This window comes from Sulfitobacter sp. F26169L, assembly GCF_026410285.1.
In the GTDB taxonomy this organism is placed as follows: Bacteria; Pseudomonadota; Alphaproteobacteria; order Rhodobacterales; family Rhodobacteraceae; genus Sulfitobacter.
Map to the genome: position 1 here is coordinate 117,356 of NZ_JAPMLP010000002.1, position 19,896 is coordinate 137,251.

Consider the following 19,896-nt stretch of genomic DNA (forward strand, 5'->3'; position numbering starts at 1 on the left):
CCCCACGGGCCGCTTTTTTCTTTCGGCGCCCGCTCTTGCGGGGAATGGCCCCCGCCGCTACCTCTATCCCCTGATCAGGAGAGTATGATGACCCAAGCACTTGATGCGCTGACGGCGCAAATGCTGGATGCAGCAAAAGCAGCAGGCGCGGATGATGCGGATGCAATGGCCCTTCGCGGCACGTCTGTTTCAGTTGATGTGCGCGCAGGTGCGCTGGAAGAAGCGCAGCGCGAAGAAGGCACGGAAATCGGGCTGCGGGTGTTCGTCGGCCATCGCAGCGCCATTGTGTCAGCCTCGGACACTTCCTCGCGGACGCTGGCCGAAATGGCGGAGCGGGCTGTGGCCATGGCGCGCGAAGCCCCTGAAAACCCCTGTGCGGGCTTGGCGGATGCCAGCCAGCTTGTCACAAACTGGGACGCCGACGCGTTGGAGCTTTATGACCCCACCCCCGAGCCTGCGCCTGCAGCGTTGCAAGAAGATGCAGCGCAGGCGGAAGCCGCCGCGCTTGAAGTAGAAGGCATCAGTCAGGTGCAGTCGGCCAGTGCAGGGTATGGTGCGCGTGAAATTCGCCTTGCAGGCAGCAACGGCTTTTCCGGCGGTTACCGCCGGACAGATCGCGGCCTGAGCTGTGTGGCCATTGCGGGCACAGGCGCAGGAATGGAGCGTGATTATGATGGCGACAGCCGGATTTTCCAATCCGACCTGCGCGGCGCAAGCGAAATCGGCCGCACCGCGGCAGAGCGCGCACTGCAACGGATGGATGCACGCAAGCCCCCCACGGGCGCTTTTCCAGTGTTGTTTGACGAACGCATTGCAAGTTCGCTGATCGGGCATTTGCTGGGTGCGATCAACGGCAGCGCAATCACGCGTGGCGCATCGTTCCTGCGCGATGCGATGGGCACCCAAGTGCTGCCCGAAGGGATATCGCTGATTGAAGACCCCCACCGCCCCCGCATCACCGGAAGCCGCCCTTTCGATGCGGAGTTTTTGGCCACCGAGAAGCGCGCAGTAGTCAAGGACGGTGTGCTGCAAGGCTGGACGCTTGATCTGGCGACAGGTCGTCAGCTGGGCCTGCCCTCCACCGCCAACGCGGCGCGCGGCACAGGCTCCGGCCCTTCGCCCAGTTCATGGAACATCGCCCTGACCCAAGGCAGCGCCAGCCGCGAGAATCTGATCCGTGACATGGGAACGGGTCTGCTGGTCACCTCCATGATCGGGTCTACGATCAACCCCAACACAGGCGATTATTCTCGCGGTGCTGCTGGCCTATGGGTCGAAAACGGCGAGATTACCTATGCGGTCAACGAATGTACTATTGCGGGGAATCTGCGCGATATGCTGCGCGCCATAGTACCGGCTAATGATGCGCGCTCCCATCTCAGCCGCGTTGTTCCGTCCTTGCTGGTGACGGGGATGACCATTGCCGGCAGCTGATTTACCCCTGTTGATAGACGCGGCGCGCATGGCGGGCCGTATTGCCACCAGCTTTGTCGGAACTTCGACAAAACGTTGGGACAAGCCGGATGGCGCTGGCCCCGTGACCGAGGCCGATCTGGCCGTGAACGATATGTTGCAGCAAACGCTGCTACTGGCGCGGCCCGATTACGGCTGGCTGTCGGAGGAGACGGAAGACGGTATCATCCGCCTTGGCCATGACCGTGTTTTTATTGTCGATCCAATCGACGGCACCCGCAGTTTTACCGAAGGGGCCACCACCTGGGCTCACGCTCTCGCCGTTGCAGAGCATGGTGAGGTCACTGCCGCTGTTATCTATCTGCCGCTGCGCAACCTTCTTTACACGGCGGCGCGCGGTGCGGGTGCCTATCTGAACGGGGCGCGGATCAACGCGTCGGGGCAAGCGGACTTTTCCCTTTCAACCATTCTCGCGGCTCGCCCCGCCATGGCGGGGCCGCTGTGGCGCGATGGTATCTGCCCCCCGTTCAAACCCGCCTATCGCCCGTCGCTGGCGTATCGTCTGGGGCTGGTTGCGCAATCACGGTTTGACGCCATGCTGACGTTGCGCCCCAGTTGGGAGTGGGACATCGCCGCAGGCGCGCTGATTGTATCGGAAGCAGGCGGTGCAATCACCAACCAGCGCGGCGCACCGTTGCGGTTCAACTCTGCCGACCCGCGTCTTGACGGGGTGGTTGCCGGTGGCCGCGCCATTCATGCTGCGGTGATTGATGCGCTGGCCTAACACCCCTGCGTGCTTGACGGCACAGGCCTGCGCCGTGCAAACACATCCACAAGCAACCTTGAAGGATCAAACACGATGACCCAACGCCTGCACCTTGTTTTCGGTGGTGAGCTGGTAACCCCCAGTGAAAACATCTTCAAAAACGTCGACGACCTTCATATCGTCGGGATTTTCCCCAACTATGACGCCGCCTATGACGCGTGGAAGAACGAAGCACAGCGAACAGTAGACAACGCACACATGCGGTATTTCATCGCCCATCTGCACCGCCTGCGCGATGAAGAAGCGGCAGCTTCGTCAACCGAAGAGCTGGGCTGATCGCGGGATGGCCCGCTCACTGGGCCTGACTGCCTACCGTGCGCTGGCACGGCGCGGCGAAGCGCGGCTGCCGACCTTTGATGTCGCGCGTCCCACAGGAGAATTATTGTGGATACACTGCGCCGAAATCGACGGGTTTCTGGCGGTTCAGGATCTGGCATTGCGCCAGATTGCCAGTCGCCCTAGCCTGAGCGTCTTGATCACCATGACCGCATTTCCCCGTGCCAGCAGCGCGATGGATACAATACAGCCTGACGGAATCTATCTGGGCGAAATCCGTGATGACCATCCGGCGAGCGTAACTGCCTTTCTCGATTACTGGTCACCCGATTGTTGCGTATGGACGTGGGGCGGCTTGCGGCCCAACCTGATTATCGAAGCCGATGCGCGACACATACCGATGTTTCTGATCAACGCTGACACCTCGGGTTTTGACGGTCGGCGCGATCGTTGGCTGCCTGATGTCGCGCGCAACATTCTGCCGCTGTTTTCCGAAGCCATGGCACGAACACCCGCCGCCGCAAGACGGCTGACCCAGTTGGGTCTTGATAAGGAACTCGTTGAAGTCACTAGCGCTCTGCTCGCTGGGGGGCAGGCGTTACCATGCAATGAAACCGACCTCGCTGATCTTGCCGCCGCTTGTGTGGGCCGCGCTATCTGGTTTGCAAACGGCGTGCAGCAGGAAGAGCTGCAGACCGTGCTGGCGGCGCACCGGCAGGCCCTGCGTCTGTCGCACAGGTTGCTATTGATATTGCGTCCAGCAGGCACTCTTGATCCGGCCGATGCCTTCGCCGAGGCCCGCGCCCAAGAGTTTCGGGTGTCAAACTGGGATAACGGTGACTATCCCGATGAAACAACACAGATCCTGATCAGTGAAGACCCCCGCGACATCGGGTTGTTCTATCGTGTGGCACCGGTTTCATTTCTGGGCGGATCGCTTGTCGCGGGGCGGGGTGGTATTGATCCACTGGAGGCAGCCGCGCTGGGGTCTGCCGTATTGTACGGCCCCCGTGTGGGGCGGCATTTGCAAAGCTATTCCCGTCTGGCCACCGCAGGGGCTGCGCGCATTATCAATGACAGCGCCGCGTTGGGCATGGCTGTTAACCGGCTGGTCGCACCGGATCAGGCCGCGATCATGGCACATGCAGGCTGGGATGTGGTCAGCGAGGGCGCTGCGCTGATGGACCGGATTACCGATCTGGTGCAGGATACGCTGGATGGCCGAAAGGGGCCGAAATAATGCGTGCGCCTGATTTCTGGCATCGCCCCCGCCCCGGCTTCCGCGCCCGTTTGTTGCAACCGCTGGGCGCATTGTACGCGCGCGCTACGGCGCGCCGCCTGTCACAGGGTGCGCGGATAAAGATGGACGTGCCGGTGATTTGTGTCGGCAACATCAACGCAGGCGGCACCGGCAAGACCCCGACAGTCATAGCCGTGGTGGAACGCTTGCGTGATCTGTATCTTGAACCGCATGTCGTCTCGCGCGGTTACGGCGGTACATTGAAAGGACCGATACGGGTTGATCCCTCCCGCCATACAGCGGCGCAAGTGGGGGATGAACCGCTTCTGCTGGCCGCCTTTGCCGAAGTCTGGGTTGCGCAGAATCGCGCCGAAGGTGCGCAAGCGGCCCAGGCCGCCGGTGCAAAAACCATCGTACTGGATGACGGTTTCCAGAACCCTGCACTCGCCTATGATCTGAGCATTGTTGTCGTCGATGCAAGCAAGGGATTTGGCAATGGCCTGTGTCTCCCCGCGGGACCGCTGAGAGAGCCTGTCGCGACGGGCCTTGCACGGGCTGATATACTTCTTTCAATCGGGAATGACGCCGCGCAAAAGCAATTTGCGCAGACCGCATTGCCCGAGCATCTGCCGCACGTGTGCGCCGCGCTGACCCCGCTGCAAACAGGGATGGATTGGACCGATACCCCGCTTCTGGCCTTCGCGGGCATCGCCCACCCCGAGAAGTTCTTTTCCACATTGCGCGGTCTTGGCGCAACGCTGGTGCATGCCGAACCGCTGAGCGATCACCAGCCATTGACCGCCGCGCTGCTGGGACGGCTGGAAGCTGATGCGCGGGCCAAAGGCGCGCAGCTGGTCACAACCGAAAAGGATGCGGTCCGCCTGCCGCTCTCGTACCGCAGCAAGGTAATCACATTGCCCGTCCGGCTGGCGCTTGCGCAGAATAATGCCCTCTGGGACGCGCTGAAGCGAATTGCGGACGCAGAAAAATAGGGGCCCGTTGCTGGTATCGACTCAGTTATCCTCGCCCAGTTTCGGCGAGGGGCGGCCCAGTGACAGCTCTGCCTCTGAAAACCTGAACGGTGATCTTATACCCGGCACACCATCAAGTTCGATCTGCATACCGCGTGCTTTCACCTGCGGGTCATTGAACGTGTCTTCCATCGTATTGATTGGACCGGCGGGCACGTTGTTGTCTTCACAAGCTTGCAACAGGTCATCGCGGCTGCGCTGCCGCGTTGCGCCATTCAGCCGCGCAATCATCGCAGGGCGGTTTGCCACGCGGTTGGCGTTTTTGATGTAGTCGGGATCAGCGGCCATATCATCCAGCCCCAACAGCTTGCACAGGCGTTGGTATTGCCCGTCATTGCCCGTGGCGATGATCAAATGGCCGTCAGATGCTTCAAAGACTTCATAGGGAGTAAGGTTCGGGTGCGCATTGCCCATCCGCGTCGGTGCGATCCCCGTGGTCAGATAGTTCATCGCCTGATTGCCGGTAATCGACACTGCGCAATCCAGCAGGGACATATCAATATGCTGGCCCTTTCCGGTGCTGTTGCGCTGATGGACAGCCGCCAGAATTGCGGTGGTGGAGTAAATCCCGGTGATGATATCGGTAATTGCCATCCCGTGTTTCTGGGGCTGCCTGTCAGGTTCACCGGTGATCGACATCAAACCGGAAATGCCCTGAATAATAAAATCATACCCAGCGCGGTGTGCGTAAGGCCCCGTATGACCGAACCCCGTGATCGAGCAGTAGATAAGCTTTGGAAACCGCTTTTTCAGGCTGGCATAGTCCAAGCCGTATTTGGCCAGCCCGCCGGTTTTGAAATTTTCGATCATGATGTCGGCATCTTCCAGAAGGGCATGCATTTTTGCCTGCCCTTCCGGCGTACGCAAATCGACAACCACCGACGCCTTGCCGCGGTTCGCGGAATGATAATACGAAGACGATTGATCTTCACCGCGCTCGATAAAGGGAGGGCCCCATTGGCGCGTGTCATCGCCATCGGGGCTCTCCACCTTGATCACTTCGGCACCCAGATCAGCCAGCGTCTGACCGGCCCAAGGGCCAGCCAGAACACGGGCCAGTTCGATGACCTTCAGGCCAGCCAGCGGCGCAGTCATCAGCCTGCCAATGCGTCGTTGATGATTTTCTGCATGTCTGCATAGCTCATGTTGGCATGTTTCTTGCCATCGATGACAAAGCTCGGCGTGCTGGTGATGCCGTCGGCTTCGGCGTTTTTCTGATACCAGGCAACCATCGCCTGCGCCTGATCACCGTCCTGCAAACAGGCCTCGATCGCATCGTTTTCAAGCCCTGCCAGACGCCCGATCTTGCGCAGTTCATCGACAATCGCGGCCGGCTCACCTGCGCGGGTCCATTCGGACTGGCTTGAATAGATCATGTTGATGATGCCGAAATACTTCTCTTCTCCGCCGCAACGCGCCACGAGAGATGCCCACAACCCGAAGCGGTCAAAGAACACTTCGCGGTGGATGAACCGCACCTTGCCCGTGTCAATAAATTCGGACTTTAGCTGTTTGAACGGCCCCTGATGAAACGTGGCGCAGTGCGGGCAGGTGAAAGAGGCATATTCAATAATTTCTACAGTCGCATCGGGATTACCCAGCACCATGTCCTTGATGCCTGAAGTATCGACATCGCCATTTGTGCTTTGTGCGTTTGCGGCACCGGGCAGACGTGCATCGGGAAATGCAACCATTGTGGTGTTGCGGGTGCTGGACAGATACCAGCCACCAAGGCCCAAAGTGGCGACGGCACCGATAATCATGTTTCTGCGGTTCATTTCGTAAGTCCTTCGTTCAATTTCGTTCAATGATGTTGGGAATGCTGTAGTTTGCGCGCTCAGCTTTTTTGCTTGTTCAGTATGTTTTCGCCCAGACGGGCCAGCGCATCGCGCAACGTGTCGTCACCGATAAGCGCGGCGGTTTTTGTGGCCTGTTCGCGCAAGGCAGGATCAGGTAGGGCGGCTTTTCTCTTGGGCGCGTGTTGGAACGCCACCTGCCCTTCGGCAAACCCCGTAGCAGCGGTTTGCGTAACACGGATACGGGCGATGGCGTTGTAGCCGTAAACCGCATTTACCCGCGTGCGCAGTTGTTCTTTTTGCATTTCAAGGACCGGAGCGTTGGCACCGGTGGTCAGCAGCGTCAGCGTGGCCCCCATACCCCCACGGCCATAAGACACCTCGACAGGACGCGAGATCGCCGCCGCATCCTCGCCCACCACTTCGGCCCAGTTGGTCAGCAAACGCGACTGCGCGAATCCACGGCTTTCGGATGCCTTGCGGATTTTGCCACTCAGCAAGCTGGCCGTGCGGGCAAATCCTTTGGTTGTGGGGCGGCGGGGCGGCATGGTTAGGTTTCTTTCTTGCGGTGTGAGTGGCACCCGGAGGGATGCCGCGCTATATCGTCAGGCAGTAGCATAACGCAACGCGGCGGCGCTGCCACTATGGCAATTCAGGATCGGTTCATAAACAGTGCGTGAAGAAGATAACATGTCTGTAATCTTGCTGGAGTGGTATGATGCCCATGCCCGCGAAATGCCATGGCGAACATCACCGCAGGCCCGTTCCGCCGGCGTTCTACCCGACCCTTACGCCGTCTGGCTAAGCGAGATTATGCTGCAACAGACCACAGTTGCCACGGTAAAAGACTATTTCATCCGCTTTATCACCCGCTGGCCCACAGTGCGTGATCTGGCGGCGGCGCAAGACGCAGACGTCATGGCGGAATGGGCAGGGCTGGGATACTATGCGCGGGCGCGTAATCTGTTGAAATGCGCCCGAACAGTGGTTACAGACCACGACGGCGTATTTCCCGCCGACCATGACGCGCTCCTCAACCTACCCGGTATCGGACCATACACAGCGGCAGCGGTTTCATCGATTGCATTCGATCTGCCCCACGCTGTTCTTGATGGCAACGTAGAGCGCGTTATGGCGCGGCTCTATGACATCCACACGCCGCTACCGGATGCCAAGCCACAACTGATGATCCACGCAAAGGCGTTAACGCCTGCGCGGCGGGCCGGTGATTATGCGCAAGCGGTGATGGATCTGGGCGCCACCATCTGCACGCCGAAATCACCCGCTTGCGGCATCTGCCCTTGGCGTGACCCCTGTGCTGCGCGCGCTGCCGGAACCATGGCGGACCTGCCGAAAAAGACGCCGAAGAAAGCCAAGCCGGTCCGGCATGGCACGGTTTACATCGGCCGCCGCACCGATGGCGCATGGCTGCTGGAGACGCGGCCCGAGAAGGGTTTGTTGGGTGGAATGCTCGGCTGGCCCGGGTCAGAGTGGGTGGATGCCGCGCTGCCCCATCCCCAAAGCGCGCCACCGGCAACAGGCGACTGGACAGAGAACAGCGGTGAGGTGCGGCACACCTTCACGCATTTTCATCTGATCCTGCGGGTCGTCACCGCGCAGTTGCCGCCTGGCGCGGAACCTGCGCAGGGTACGTTCAGGCCAGACAATGTGTTCCGCCCGTCGGATTTGCCCACCGTGATGCGAAAGGCCTATGATCTGGTACGATCAGACGCGACGCCGCATATGACAGACAGCCAATCCCTGTTATGAACAGGCGCAAAGGTCTTTCAAGGTCAAAAGCATGACAAACTCTGCCGCCCCGATCCCGCCCTCCGAAATGGCAAAGCTGGGCCGTGCCTTGCCGTTCTGGTTATCGCTTGTGCTGGTCCCGCTTGCCTTGGTCGGTGCGCTCTACGGGGGGTGGACGCTGGTGATTGTGCCCGCGGCAACATGGTATCTATTCACAGCGCTGGACGCTGCATTGGGGCTAAACACGCAAAACGCGGACCTTGGTGCAACCGGTGATGATCTTTACTGGTACAGCATGATCACCCTGATCTGGACGCCTGTGCAGTTTGTCATGCTGATCAGCCTGCTGTGGTACGTCCCCCAGGCGGAGCATCTAAGCACACTGGAGCGGATCGGCGTATTTTTCGGTGTTGGCGTGATAACCGGAACGGTCGGGATCAATTATTCGCATGAATTGATGCACAGAAAGGGCAAACCGGAACGCTGGATGGCCGATATCCTGCTGGCGATGGTGCTGTATTCGCATTTTCGTTCCGAACACCTGCTGGTGCATCACCGCTATGTCGCGACGCCGCGTGACCCTGTCACCGCGCGCTACAACGAAGGGTTTCACCGCTTTTACCCCCGCGTACTGCACCAATGCTGGGTCAGCGCATTTCGCGCGGAAAAAGCGATGCTGGCCCGAAGAAACCTGCCCTGGACAGATCGCAGCAATCCGTTCTGGCGGTATTGGGCGCTACAGCTCGGGTTTATTGTGCTCGCGTTTGTTCTGGGCGGCTGGTCCGGTGTTGGCCTGTTTATTGTGCAGGCCGGTGTTGCCATCTGGCAGTTGGAACTGGTCAACTATGTGGAACATTACGGCCTGACCCGCAAACATCTGGGCGATGGAAAGTACGAACATGTACAGCCGCGCCATAGCTGGAATGCCGCGCACAAAGCCTCCAACTGGTTGCTGATCAATCTGCAACGCCATTCCGACCATCATTACAAACCCGACCGCCAGTTTGCGGTTTTGCAAAACTATGGTCCCGACGAAGCGCCGCAACTGCCCTATGGATATCCGCTGATGACGATGCTGGCGATGATGCCACCACTGTGGCGCCGCGCGATGAACCCGCGTGTTCGCGCTTGGCGGGCGATGTATTACCCCGAAATCACTGACTGGCAGGAATACAATCGCGCAAACACACCAATGCCGCGCTAAGCGATCCTTAATTACTATATGTCAATCGTGAGAGAGTAATCAGGTCAGGGGATTCTCTCTATGCAGCAGCACGCCACCGCTCGGTCGCTTCGGGATGCGACTTGCCTAATCATCGAAGACAGCCAGTTCGACCAGCTTATGATGACCCGCGTAATTGGCCGCTCGCAAGATAAAATGCGGGTAGAGGTCGCGGCCACATTGCAATCCGCACGCAAGGCGCTGGCCGCCGGTGAAATCTCGCTTATTCTGCTGGATAACCATCTGCCCGACGGGATCGGCGCAAATTTCGCGTTGGAGCTGGCATCGAATCCGGAACATGCCAAAATTCCTGTAATTATGGTCAGCGACTGGCCCACACCCTTTATGTGGGAAAAAGCAGCTTCTGCCGGTGTATTGTATGTCGTCAATAAATCCGAATTCGGTGTGCAGTACGTGGATCAGGCGCTGCGCAATGGCGTGCGCAAACGCCGCAGGGTGAGCTGACAAGTCACATCAGCGATCAATCCTGTAAACGATAATACATATCGACCGGTTGCGGGAAGTTCCTGCTGATCCTACCTTTAGCGTTATGGAAACGCTGATACTGCTCAAGCCCTACGCCTATGGCGTGGCCTTTATCTGCCTGTCTGTCTCGGTCGTTGCCGGGTGGTGGCGCGATTGGTTGGGGGATGGAATTCGCGTTGGCAACAAAGCGCCGCGCAACGCACCAGTAACCAGCCTACAAAGGGTACTGCATGCTATCAGTCAAATAAGCATGGTGATCTTCTGGCTCTGTCTGGTTCTGGTATTCGGGCTGACGCTGACCACCGCATAAAAAAAGCCCCGCCAGAAAGGCGGGGCCAAGGTGAGTGTCATCAGCGCATCCCTCATGTGGAGGGTGCGGTGACACTGGCGGTGTTCGAATTTCTAGGGGGCGATCAGGCTTGCATTTCTGCCCTGATCTGCTGGCGCAACACGTCGATAGAGACGCTTTTTCCTTCTTTTTTATAGCACCAGTATGTCCATCCATTGCAGCTGGGTGCGCCTTCCAGCGCCGCGCCGACCTGATGGATCGAGCCTTTTACGTCATCACCGATCAGCGTGCCATCGGCGCGCACTTTGGCTTTGTGACGGTTGTTCATTGAATACAGGTTTTCACCCGGACGCAGCATGCCACGCTCTACCAGTTGGCCGAACGGCACACGCGGTTCTGCCCGCTTGGAAGTGGTTGTTTGCAGCGCTTCGTTATCGAATTTGCGCACGGACGCGATGCGTTTGGTGGCTACCTTGCGGTACTCCTCCTCCCGCTCGATCCCAATGAAATCACGGCCCAGCATTTTGGCAACCGCCCCCGTTGTCCCCGTACCAAAGAACGGGTCAAGGATCACATCACCTGGGTTGGTGGAGCCGACCAGCACACGGTGCAACAAGCTTTCGGGTTTTTGTGTCGGGTGCGCCTTGTCACCATCTTCGTTTTTCAGACGCTCGTGACCGTTGCAAATGGGCAAGACCCAGTCACTACGCATCTGGATGCCTTCGTTCAGTGCCTTCAGCGCCTCGTAGTTAAAGGTGTATTTGCTGTTTTCGTCCTTGCCGGCCCAGATCATTGTTTCATGGGCGTTGGTAAAACGCTTGCCACGGAAATTCGGCATCGGGTTTGACTTTCGCCATACCACGTCATTGAGAATCCAGTAGCCCTGATCCTGCAACGCGGCACCAACGCGGAAGATGTTGTGATAGCTGCCAATGACCCAGATCGCGCCATTTGGCTTTAACAGCCGGCGCGCCGCTTTCAGCCATGCTTTGGTGAATTTGTCGTACACCGCAAAGCTGTCAAACTGGTCCCAGTGGTCATCCACTGCGTCTACCTTGGAATTATCGGGACGATGCAAATCGCCGCGCAATTGCAGGTTATAGGGGGGATCTGCGAAGATCAGATCGACACTGTTTGCGGGAAGTGAATTCATCACCTCGATACAGTCGCCGTCTAGGATCGTGTTCAGGGGAAGCGCCTGCGCTTCCTTGGTCTTTACTGTCATTGCTCTGCCTCACTGCCCGGTGCATTTTTGCACTCGTTGCTTGAGACCCAAGATGACCGTAGAGGGAATCGGGGTCAATTTGTTTTTTGAATCAAAGTTTTAACAATTATTCTTGCCACAAGATATTGTGTACCGGCTTGAACGAACGTCTATGGTGTGGGGTTACGCCCAAATTTTGAAGCGCCAACATGTGGCTTTTTGATCCATATCCCATGTTCGTCTCCCAGCCATATCCGGGGTGCTGTTGCGCAAGGGACAACATGACACAATCCCGACATATTTTGGCCATAATTGAGGCCGCCGAAATGGAAACAGAACGCGTGTCACCGGCGATGATTGTTTCCGCTGGCAGGGACAATCCGCGCGGGATCATGTTTCCGTCGATCAGGCAATAGTCGGGCGGGATTTTTAGCCCTTCCAGTGCGCGCACCATCGCGATGTGGCTGGCGCGCAGTATATTGTGCTCGTCAATTTCTTCGACGCTGGCGTGGGCGATGGACACATCTGCCGCTGCCATGATCAACGGATAGAGTTGTTCGCGTTTTTTGCGACTGAGCTTTTTGCTGTCGTTCAATCCTTCTGGTATGCGTGTCGGGTCCAGTACCACAGCGGCGGCAGTTACCGGTCCTGCCAATGGCCCGCGGCCTACTTCATCTACGCCAGCAATGCGGGCATAGCCGCGCGCGCGGGCTGAATTCTCGAATGAATAATCTGGTTCCATGGCGGTGCAGAAACCGGATGCCGCCCCTGCGTGCAAGTGAAAAGGGAGAGATGCCCGAACATCCCTCCCTTTCCGTTTCCCATGCGGCGGGACGTGCCGCATAAGGACCGGCGCAAAAAGTGGTGATACCCGATGCGCCGGATTCCTGTTCAGCGCCGCGCGAGCCGATACCCGTTCTGGCTCAAACACCGTGCGCCATAGCCTGACCGCTTACCGTTGAACGTACGCACGCGCTGGAAACAGCTTTGCGGCAGGCGGTTCACTTGACGATAGTGGCGCTCAAGGCAGCGGCGGCCAAACATGCGTACATTCCCTTTGCGTGTTTCAAAGCTGCGCAGGCATCCCTGTGGAAGCAGTTTGCGGTTCACCCGATGCGGCAGCGGTTTTGGTGTCACATTGTGGCGTGGCGGATTATACCCCTGCTGATGGGCGTTGCCGCCGTGATGGCGCTTGCCATTATAGATGCCTTGGGATTGGGTCGTGGCCTTGGGATAAGTGCGCACCGGTTCCTTATACCTGACATGGTCCTTTTTCTTGTCTTGCCGGTTATCGTGGATAATCGCACCCACAACCGCCAAACCCAGTATTGTGGCAATGGCACGTGCGGTGCGGTCATCATCGGCATAAGCGGGAGCAACAGTAAATGTAGCCATGGCAATTGCGGCTCCTGTAAAGGTGCCAACAAAGCGGGAAGGAAGCAGATGGCGCATGAGAGTGGTCCTTTTGTGATAGGTGCGGCACAATCGGTCTGTGCTGCGGTGTTCCATCAATCTCGGCCAATGCCAGTCGGACAGGCAATAACTGGCGCTTGTTATCTAATAACGCTTCACTGCGGCGGCGCAGGATATTGTATAACACCACAGAAAAACGCATCGTTGCGCCCATGAAACACATCCGCTTTCCCCTCTTTGCCGCTCTGTTGCTTGCATCTGCTACGCCAGCCTTTGCCGCTGACTGTTACGCCGATTACAAAGCGAAACAGGACAATCCGCTTCGGCTGCATTACGGTGTGGCCGAGGTTTCCGGTGACTGCACCAAAGATGCCGCGCGTTCCCAACTGGAACAGCGGCTGGGCGCGCAGGGCTGGACCCTTTTGAATATCGTTTCGGTTTTCGGGCCTGACGGACTAGCGCAAAGGAAAAACAGTGCCGGATCAAACTTCCTCCGCTTCTGATATACGCCGCAGCGGTGGCCGCTTTGTCATTTTCGGCATTTGCGCGGTCGCTGCGCTGCTGACGATTGGGGCTGTGGTCATGTTCTGGGCGCTGCCCGACGCCAATGCGTTCAACGCACGGGTCGAGCGGATATTCATCGAGAATGACACCCTCACCTCACCGTCCGAAATCAAGCTGCTGGAAATACTCGCCCAATCCGGCACGGCCTTTTCCGACACGCTGACCAATTACCGCGTGCTGATCGGTGTTCTGCTGATATTCGCGGCAGCTATGCTTATCGCTGCCGTGGTATTCCTGATGCTGCTCATCACCTTCAATCGCCGCATGGCCCAGATTGAGCGGACCGGCATTCAGGTATCCTCCCTTCTGATCAGCCGAGAAGAGAACAAAGTGTACCTCAACAACCTCGGCTTTAAATTGACCGACGCCGCAATGGAGACAATGGCCGTTCTGGCGGAGGCCCGTATGGATGATGATGTGATGTCGGGCTCGCAGATCGAAGCGGTAATATCCGGTAGGGATGCCGCAGATTGTGACGAAGCGGCGGGCGCCACACGGATAAAGCGTTTGCGCGATACTTTGGGCAACCAGATGGTCAGCGAATTACTGGTCAAAAACATAGCACGGCGCGGCTATATGCTGGCGATTGATAAGGACGTGATCAAGGTGCTTTAGGGCTATGGTCATTCCTGATCATCCAACGCTAGGGTACGGCAACCACTGAAAAGGACGCCGCCCATGCCTGCCCCCCTCAATCCCTTCAAAAAAGCGCTCGCAGAGGGCGAGATACAATTTGGCTGCTGGCTGGGGCTGGCAGACGGATTTTCCGCAGAAATGATGGGACAGGCCGGTTTTGACTGGCTGGTCATTGATGGCGAGCACGGGCCAAATGACCTGCGATCAACCCTGTTACAGCTCCAAGTGATTGCGGCCACCGATGCCCACGCCGTTGTGCGCGTGCCTGTAGGTGAAACCTACATGCTGAAACAGGTGCTGGACGCCGGTGCGCAGACGGTTCTTGTGCCGATGGTCGAAAGTGCGGATCAGGCACGCCAGTTGGTACGGGACATGACCTATCCACCTAACGGGGATCGTGGTGTCGGATACGCGCTGACGCGGGCCGCGCGGTTCGGCACAATTGGCGACTACGGCACCACAGCGGACGCTCAGATTTGCCTGCTGGTGCAGGTAGAAAACATGCGCGGACTGGCCGCACTGGATGATATTCTGACGGTTGAAGGTGTTGACGGCGTCTTTATCGGCCCTGCCGATCTGGCCGCCGACATGGGGCATATCGGCAACGCAGACCATGACGATGTGCAAAGCGTGATTATGGATGCGCTGAGGCGCATCAGGGTCGCAGGCAAAGCGCCCGGGATCCTGTCAACACGCGACGGGATGACAAACGATGCTATTGCAGCAGGTGCGCAATTCGTTGCCGTAGGTGCGGACGTACTGCTGCTGGGCAATGCGGCGCGCGCACTCGCTGAAAAATGGCAGGCAACCAAGGGATGAACACCGGTATCGCACTGCTGGCTTTCGCCTACGTTCTCAGCCAGTTTTTTCGGGCATTTCTTGCGGTGCTTAGTCCCTTTCTGGCGACAGATATTGCCGCCACGCCGGAAGATCTCGCCTTTGCATCCGGTCTTTGGTTCTTGTCTTTCGCGGCTTTGCAGCCGCCGATTGGCTGGGCGCTGGATACTGTGGGGCCACGGCGCACGGCCGCAGTTCTGTTGCTGGTCGGTGGTGGCGGCGGTGCCGCGTTATTTGCCATGGCCGCGACGCCCTTGCATATCAGCATTGCGATGACACTGATCGGGATTGGCTGTGCACCGGTACTAATGGCCTCATATTACATCTTCGCGCTTGATTATCCGCCAATTCGGTTTGCATTTCTTGCGGCTGTCATGGTGGGTGTCGGGACGCTGGGCAACATCGTCGCTTCCTATCCCATGACAATTGCCGCCGAAACCATAGGCTGGCGTGCGGCCCTTTGGGGGCTGGCGGTGTTATCGGCAATTACCGCCTTGGGCGTCTGGGTGTTCGTGCGCGACCCCGTGAAAGAAGCCGACGCGCTAAAGGGAAGCTTCGGCGAGGTGCTTCGTATTCGCGCGCTCTGGTTTATCTTCCCCTTGATGCTGGTCAGCTATTCACAGGTGGGCGCGCTACGTGGCCTCTGGATCGGCCCGTATCTAACCGAGGTTTTCAATGCTGCCCCCCGTGTCATCGGGCAAGCCACACTCTTTATGGGGATCACGATGGTGGTCGGCCCTATGGTTTACAGCATTCTCGCCCGCCGTTTTCACAGCCTGAAATGGACAGTATTCCTTGGCAGCTTCGCGCTGCTGTTATCGGCAGGCGGAATGGTTGTTCTGGTCGATTACTCCACCACGTGGGCCGTTGTGCTGATGTGTGGTGTCGGCTTTTTTGGCGCAACCTATGCCGCGATCATGTCACACGGGCGGGACCTGTTGCCGCGCCATTTGGTCGGGCGCGGTGTGACGTTGCTCAATCTGTGCAGCATTGGCGGGGTCGGCGTTGCACAATTTGTCACCGGTCGCATTTACGCCGTCAATAGCGGCTCCGATACGGTGTCTCTGCCCTATACGCTGATCTTTGTATACTTTGCCATTGCGCTCGCCGTCGGTCTGTTTGTCTATCTCTTCGCCCCCGACACCCGCTCCGACAGCGGTTAGGCGCCTGCCCCTTTCAATGTACACCAAAGCCGTATAACAGGCTCGCACGCATATATATGGAGTAATCGAGATGGGTTATCGCGTCGTAGTCGTGGGTGCCACCGGTAATGTAGGCCGCGAAATGTTGAGCATTCTGGCCGAACGCCAGTTTCCAGTGGACGAGCTTGCCGTATTGGCCAGCCGCCGCTCGCTGGGTACAGAAGTCAGCTTTGGCGACAAGACGCTTAAGACGAAAGACCTTGATACGTTCGATTTCACCGGATGGGACATGGCGCTGTTTGCTGTCGGCTCGGAAGCGACCCAGAAATACGCGCCCCTTGCTGCCAAGGCTGGCTGCGTGGTGATCGACAATTCATCACTGTACCGCTATGACGCCGACATCCCGCTGATCGTCCCCGAGGTAAATCCCGAGGCGATTCATATGTATTCAAAGAAAAATATCATCGCCAACCCCAACTGCTCAACCGCGCAGATGGTTGTGGCGCTGAAACCCCTACACGACCGCGCCACGATCAAGCGCGTTGTGGTCAGCACGTATCAATCCGTATCCGGCGCCGGCAAAGAAGGCGCAGACGAGCTGTGGGACCAGACCAAAAGCATCTACAATCCCGTCACAGATGTACCGCCAAGCAAGTTCCAAAAGCAGATCGCGTTTAACGTGATTCCGCAGATCGACGTTTTCATGGATTCCGGTGATACCAAGGAAGAATGGAAAATGATGGTCGAGACGAAAAAGATCGTCGACCCGAAGATCAAGGTTACAGCGACCTGTGTGCGTGTGCCTGTATTTGTCGGCCACTCGGAATCGATCAACATCGAATTCGAAGACCATCTGGACGAGAACGAAGCGCGCGACATTCTGCGCGAAGCACCCGGTATCATGGTAATCGACAAGCGTGAGGCCGGTGGTTACGTCACACCAATCGAATGTGTCGGCGATTTCGCAACCTTCATCAGCCGCATCCGTCAGGACAGCACAATCGACAATGGCCTGAACCTGTGGTGTGTATCGGACAACCTGCGCAAAGGTGCCGCGCTGAATGCTGTACAGATTGCGGAACTGCTGGGCCGCGAAGTCCTGAAAAAGGGCTGATTTCCGCCCAAGATGCCTAACCAGAGGGGTGCCCGAACAGGCGCCCCTTTTTCTTTGGGATGTGGCACGGCATGTTGGTCGCAATCTTAAAGGACACTTAAAATGCGTATTCTCCCCTTCGCTCTTGCCGCTTTACCCCTGCCTGCACTGGCCGACACCTATACAGTCGCCTCTTTTCCAACGGCGGCGACCGTTTACAGCGGTTTTGCCATGGTCACCCGTGAGGTGAGCGTTGACGTGGCTGCGGGGACGCACGAGATCATTTTGCCTGACCTGCCCCAATGGATTGATGCCGAAAGCCTTCGTGCAGCTGTTAACGGTGCAGAGATTACAGGCACGCGGCTGCGCACCGATGCCCTACCTCCGCAGCCCGACAGCGACAGCGCCGAAGTTGCCGCCGCAAAAGCACGGATCAAAACCGCTGAAAACGCGCTGCGTGATCTGGAAGACAAAGCACAGGATGCAAACCTTGCAGCGCAAGCAGCGCAGGCGCGTCTGACTTTCCTGCAAGGTCTTGTATCGAGCGAGACACTGCCATCTGCGCCGCAGGAACTGGCCGAACTGGCGCAGATGATCGAGGCACAGACCCTTGCCGCGAAGCAGGCAGAGATCGCCGCACAGCGCAAAGCCCGCCAGATCAACGAAGGCCGCGAGGATCTGGAGCAGGACATCAAGGATGCCCGTGCAGCCCTTGCCGCACTGACACCCCCCGCAGAAGCAAAAGCCTTGCTGACCCTATCAGTGAACGCTTCCGAGGCGGGCACAGTTATTGCGTCAATTAGCTATCCTGCCCGCGCAACGTGGCAGCCCACCTATGATGTGATGCTGACCACTGGTGATGACAGCACGTTGACACTGCGCCGTGCGGCATTGATCTATCAAAACAGCGGCGAAAACTGGTCTGATATCTCTCTTACCCTTTCCACGCTTTCCCCCAGCGGGCAGGTGGTCCCGTCCGAAGTGTACCCGAGGTTGCTTTCGATTGAGGACGCGCAGGCGCGCGCAAAACTGCAACGCTCTGCTGGCGGTCTTAATCTGGACATGGCGGCCGCGCCGGAGCCTGTGATGGAAGACGCGGTTACAGCGATGCCCGGCTTTGACGGTCCCGGTGTGACCTATACCCTGCCCAATGCTGTAACCCTTGCGCAAAGCGCCGAAGGTGCGCGGGTAGAGCTGGACAAGCTGCAATTTGACACCCGTGTGTTTGCCCGTGCAGTGCCCGCAAGCGACCAGACCGCGTTCTTGATGGGCGAGGCCGTGAACACCAGCAAGGAACCCCTGCTTGCTGCAAACAGTGCGCAAATTTTTGTAGATGATGCGCTGGTCGGGCGCAGCAATTTTGCACCCGTTCCAGCCGGTGGCAATATCATTCAAGCCTTTGGCCCTGTTGAAGATTTGCGACTGACTCGTACCGTTCTGGACCGCAGCGAAGGGGATCGCGGATTAATCAACCGCAGCAATGCGCAAACTCAAGACGTTCAGATTTCGGTTGAAAATCTGGGTGGCAAAATCTGGGATGTCGAACTACTGGACGCGATCCCCTACAGCGAGCAGGATGATCTGGTCATCCAGTGGAGCGCCTCGCCCAAGGCAGATGTTACCAACGTCGATGACCGCCGCGGGCTTATGCAGTGGAATATGACCCTAGGCGCAAATACCACAGAGGAAATCACAATAGAGCAGTCCATCCGCTGGCCCGATGGCAAAGTGCTGCGATAAAGAACATCGGGTCACTCTCCGGTGGCCAGATTCATCGCTTGTGACCCAAGGTTACAAGGATGGCCCGGCAGGGGTGCGCCGAACCGCTTGACCAACTGCGCATAGGGCGCGCCCACTGCCGATCCATTGCACAGATGCCGCCCCGTTGCAGCGATATGTATCCCAATCTCCGCTCCGGTCGGGCGCAGTTCCATTCCCTCTATCGCCAGACGGTTGATCAGGTCGGGCCAGTTTCGTGCGGCGGTGAACTGTCTGCACAGCATCGCATGGCGCGTCGGGTCGATCTTGCCTGCGGGCATTACGCCCGACCCTGTTACGGGCTTTTCTTGTGCCATTGGCAATGGGCCGTCAAACCGTTCGACCAGCGCGGCATAGTCAAATCCGAGCACGGCACCGCTGCAAACCCGTGTGCCGCAGCTGATCTTTATCAGGACCATATCATCATTACAGGGGTGCAAGGCGTAACCGTGCATGCGCAACCGCGCCACCAGATCCTGCCAGCTGCGCGCATTTTGAACATCACGGGCCAGAAGTGATTGCAGTGCCGTGACCAGCCGCTGGTCCGGCTTGGCGACTGCACCTTGCGACGACTGGCGATCAACCTCCCGCTTGAGCAAGTGGCGGACCAGATGACCGATCGTGACATCACGCGCCGTTGCGACACGCTGCGCGCCTGACAACAACTCTCGGGGGAGTTTTAGGGTGACTGATTCCAAATCCATAGATAAGACTGGCGCGAATTTGGTTAACGACGCGTTAATGCCGCTCTGCGGGCAGTACTTCACAGTCGGTAACTCTCACCACACAAATATGGCGAGGCAAATACCGCTTTGAGCAGACCATCAGGCCTGTCGGGACGGATGAAGCACACGACCTGAACTGTTCCCTGCGCACGGCTGACCTACCCTGAACGGCTTCGTTCACCCGAGCGACCTGCCC

The 19,896-nt window shown here is 58.1% G+C and carries 22 protein-coding genes; 15 read left to right on the forward strand and 7 right to left on the reverse strand.

The annotated features are described in order from the left end of the window. Positions 1 to 87: 87 nt before the first annotated feature. The 5 genes from OS189_RS04895 (at position 88) to lpxK (ending at position 4,747) form a co-directional block, all read left to right on the forward strand. The gene (locus tag OS189_RS04895; RefSeq protein ID WP_267166173.1) at positions 88 to 1,434 is read left to right on the forward strand and encodes a TldD/PmbA family protein; all 1,347 of its coding nucleotides are present in this window, start codon (positions 88 to 90) and stop codon (positions 1,432 to 1,434) included. Beyond that, positions 1,421 to 2,197 (forward strand): 3'(2'),5'-bisphosphate nucleotidase CysQ, encoded by a 777-nt coding sequence (locus OS189_RS04900; protein ID WP_267166174.1) that lies wholly within the window; start codon positions 1,421 to 1,423, stop codon positions 2,195 to 2,197. The genes OS189_RS04895 and OS189_RS04900 overlap by 14 nt, the downstream gene beginning before the upstream one ends. Positions 2,198 to 2,272: 75 nt before the next feature. Further along, complete coding sequence (locus OS189_RS04905; RefSeq protein WP_267166175.1) at positions 2,273 to 2,515, forward strand: DUF4170 domain-containing protein; 243 nt, start codon at positions 2,273 to 2,275, stop codon at positions 2,513 to 2,515. Positions 2,516 to 2,522: 7 nt separating this feature from the next. Next, the gene (locus tag OS189_RS04910; protein ID WP_267166176.1) at positions 2,523 to 3,755 is read left to right on the forward strand and encodes a 3-deoxy-D-manno-octulosonic acid transferase; all 1,233 of its coding nucleotides are present in this window, start codon (positions 2,523 to 2,525) and stop codon (positions 3,753 to 3,755) included. Beyond that, positions 3,755 to 4,747, forward strand: coding sequence for a tetraacyldisaccharide 4'-kinase (gene lpxK, locus OS189_RS04915; RefSeq protein WP_267166177.1), 993 nt, complete (start codon positions 3,755 to 3,757; stop codon positions 4,745 to 4,747). Before OS189_RS04910 ends, lpxK begins: the two co-directional genes overlap by 1 nt. A gap of 21 nt (positions 4,748 to 4,768) precedes the next feature. Here lpxK and OS189_RS04920 read toward each other — a convergent pair whose 3' ends face one another. Genes OS189_RS04920 through OS189_RS04930 form a run of 3 tightly spaced genes read right to left on the reverse strand, consistent with a single transcriptional unit; the run spans position 4,769 to position 7,130 of the window. Further along, positions 4,769 to 5,881, reverse strand: coding sequence for a CaiB/BaiF CoA transferase family protein (locus OS189_RS04920; RefSeq protein WP_267166178.1), 1,113 nt, complete (start codon positions 5,879 to 5,881; stop codon positions 4,769 to 4,771). After that, positions 5,881 to 6,564, reverse strand: a complete 684-nt coding sequence (locus tag OS189_RS04925) for a DsbA family protein (RefSeq protein WP_267166179.1) — start codon at positions 6,562 to 6,564, stop codon at positions 5,881 to 5,883. Before OS189_RS04925 ends, OS189_RS04920 begins: the two co-directional genes overlap by 1 nt. A 59-nt stretch (positions 6,565 to 6,623) precedes the next feature. Then, complete coding sequence (locus OS189_RS04930) at positions 6,624 to 7,130, reverse strand: DUF721 domain-containing protein (protein WP_267166180.1); 507 nt, start codon at positions 7,128 to 7,130, stop codon at positions 6,624 to 6,626. A gap of 142 nt (positions 7,131 to 7,272) precedes the next feature. Between OS189_RS04930 and mutY the strand changes: the two genes are divergently transcribed. The 4 genes from mutY (at position 7,273) to OS189_RS04950 (ending at position 10,349) form a co-directional block, all read left to right on the forward strand. Continuing rightward, positions 7,273 to 8,352 (forward strand): A/G-specific adenine glycosylase, encoded by a 1,080-nt coding sequence (gene mutY / locus OS189_RS04935; RefSeq protein WP_267166181.1) that lies wholly within the window; start codon positions 7,273 to 7,275, stop codon positions 8,350 to 8,352. Positions 8,353 to 8,383: 31 nt separating this feature from the next. Further along, positions 8,384 to 9,535, forward strand: coding sequence for an alkane 1-monooxygenase (locus OS189_RS04940; protein ID WP_267166182.1), 1,152 nt, complete (start codon positions 8,384 to 8,386; stop codon positions 9,533 to 9,535). Between the two features lie 60 nt (positions 9,536 to 9,595). Next, positions 9,596 to 10,018 (forward strand): response regulator, encoded by a 423-nt coding sequence (locus OS189_RS04945; RefSeq protein ID WP_267166183.1) that lies wholly within the window; start codon positions 9,596 to 9,598, stop codon positions 10,016 to 10,018. Positions 10,019 to 10,103: 85 nt separating this feature from the next. After that, complete coding sequence (locus OS189_RS04950; RefSeq protein ID WP_267166184.1) at positions 10,104 to 10,349, forward strand: hypothetical protein; 246 nt, start codon at positions 10,104 to 10,106, stop codon at positions 10,347 to 10,349. A 103-nt stretch (positions 10,350 to 10,452) separates the two neighbouring features. Here OS189_RS04950 and OS189_RS04955 read toward each other — a convergent pair whose 3' ends face one another. From OS189_RS04955 to OS189_RS04965, 3 genes are all read right to left on the reverse strand, one after another. After that, entirely contained in the window at positions 10,453 to 11,553 is a 1,101-nt protein-coding gene (locus OS189_RS04955) for a site-specific DNA-methyltransferase (RefSeq protein ID WP_267166185.1), read from the reverse strand. A 106-nt stretch (positions 11,554 to 11,659) separates the two neighbouring features. Continuing rightward, positions 11,660 to 12,274: a ribonuclease HII gene (gene rnhB / locus OS189_RS04960; protein WP_267166186.1), complete on the reverse strand. Its 615-nt coding sequence runs from the start codon at positions 12,272 to 12,274 to the stop codon at positions 11,660 to 11,662. Between the two features lie 149 nt (positions 12,275 to 12,423). Further along, positions 12,424 to 12,984: a hypothetical protein gene (locus tag OS189_RS04965; protein ID WP_267166187.1), complete on the reverse strand. Its 561-nt coding sequence runs from the start codon at positions 12,982 to 12,984 to the stop codon at positions 12,424 to 12,426. Positions 12,985 to 13,157: 173 nt separating this feature from the next. Between OS189_RS04965 and OS189_RS04970 the strand changes: the two genes are divergently transcribed. The 6 genes from OS189_RS04970 to OS189_RS04995 all read left to right on the forward strand — a co-directional run bounded on the left by OS189_RS04970 (position 13,158) and on the right by OS189_RS04995 (position 18,957). Beyond that, positions 13,158 to 13,448: a hypothetical protein gene (locus OS189_RS04970; protein ID WP_267166188.1), complete on the forward strand. Its 291-nt coding sequence runs from the start codon at positions 13,158 to 13,160 to the stop codon at positions 13,446 to 13,448. 1 nt (position 13,449) lies between these two features. Next, positions 13,450 to 14,124: a winged helix-turn-helix domain-containing protein gene (locus OS189_RS04975; RefSeq protein ID WP_267166531.1), complete on the forward strand. Its 675-nt coding sequence runs from the start codon at positions 13,450 to 13,452 to the stop codon at positions 14,122 to 14,124. Between the two features lie 63 nt (positions 14,125 to 14,187). Continuing rightward, complete coding sequence (locus OS189_RS04980; RefSeq protein ID WP_267166189.1) at positions 14,188 to 14,964, forward strand: aldolase/citrate lyase family protein; 777 nt, start codon at positions 14,188 to 14,190, stop codon at positions 14,962 to 14,964. Then, positions 14,961 to 16,145 carry an MFS transporter gene (locus OS189_RS04985; RefSeq protein ID WP_267166190.1) on the forward strand — a complete coding sequence of 395 codons (1,185 nt, stop codon included), beginning with the start codon at positions 14,961 to 14,963 and terminating at the stop codon, positions 16,143 to 16,145. The genes OS189_RS04980 and OS189_RS04985 overlap by 4 nt, the downstream gene beginning before the upstream one ends. Positions 16,146 to 16,215: 70 nt before the next feature. Next, on the forward strand, positions 16,216 to 17,238 hold the full coding sequence (locus OS189_RS04990; protein ID WP_267166191.1) for an aspartate-semialdehyde dehydrogenase: 1,023 nt from the start codon (positions 16,216 to 16,218) through the stop codon (positions 17,236 to 17,238). A gap of 102 nt (positions 17,239 to 17,340) precedes the next feature. Then, positions 17,341 to 18,957 carry a DUF4139 domain-containing protein gene (locus OS189_RS04995; protein ID WP_267166192.1) on the forward strand — a complete coding sequence of 539 codons (1,617 nt, stop codon included), beginning with the start codon at positions 17,341 to 17,343 and terminating at the stop codon, positions 18,955 to 18,957. 11 nt (positions 18,958 to 18,968) lie between these two features. Here the strand turns inward: OS189_RS04995 and OS189_RS05000 are convergent, their stop codons facing one another. Continuing rightward, positions 18,969 to 19,679, reverse strand: coding sequence for a hypothetical protein (locus OS189_RS05000; RefSeq protein ID WP_267166193.1), 711 nt, complete (start codon positions 19,677 to 19,679; stop codon positions 18,969 to 18,971). Between the last annotated feature and the right edge of the window lie 217 nt (positions 19,680 to 19,896).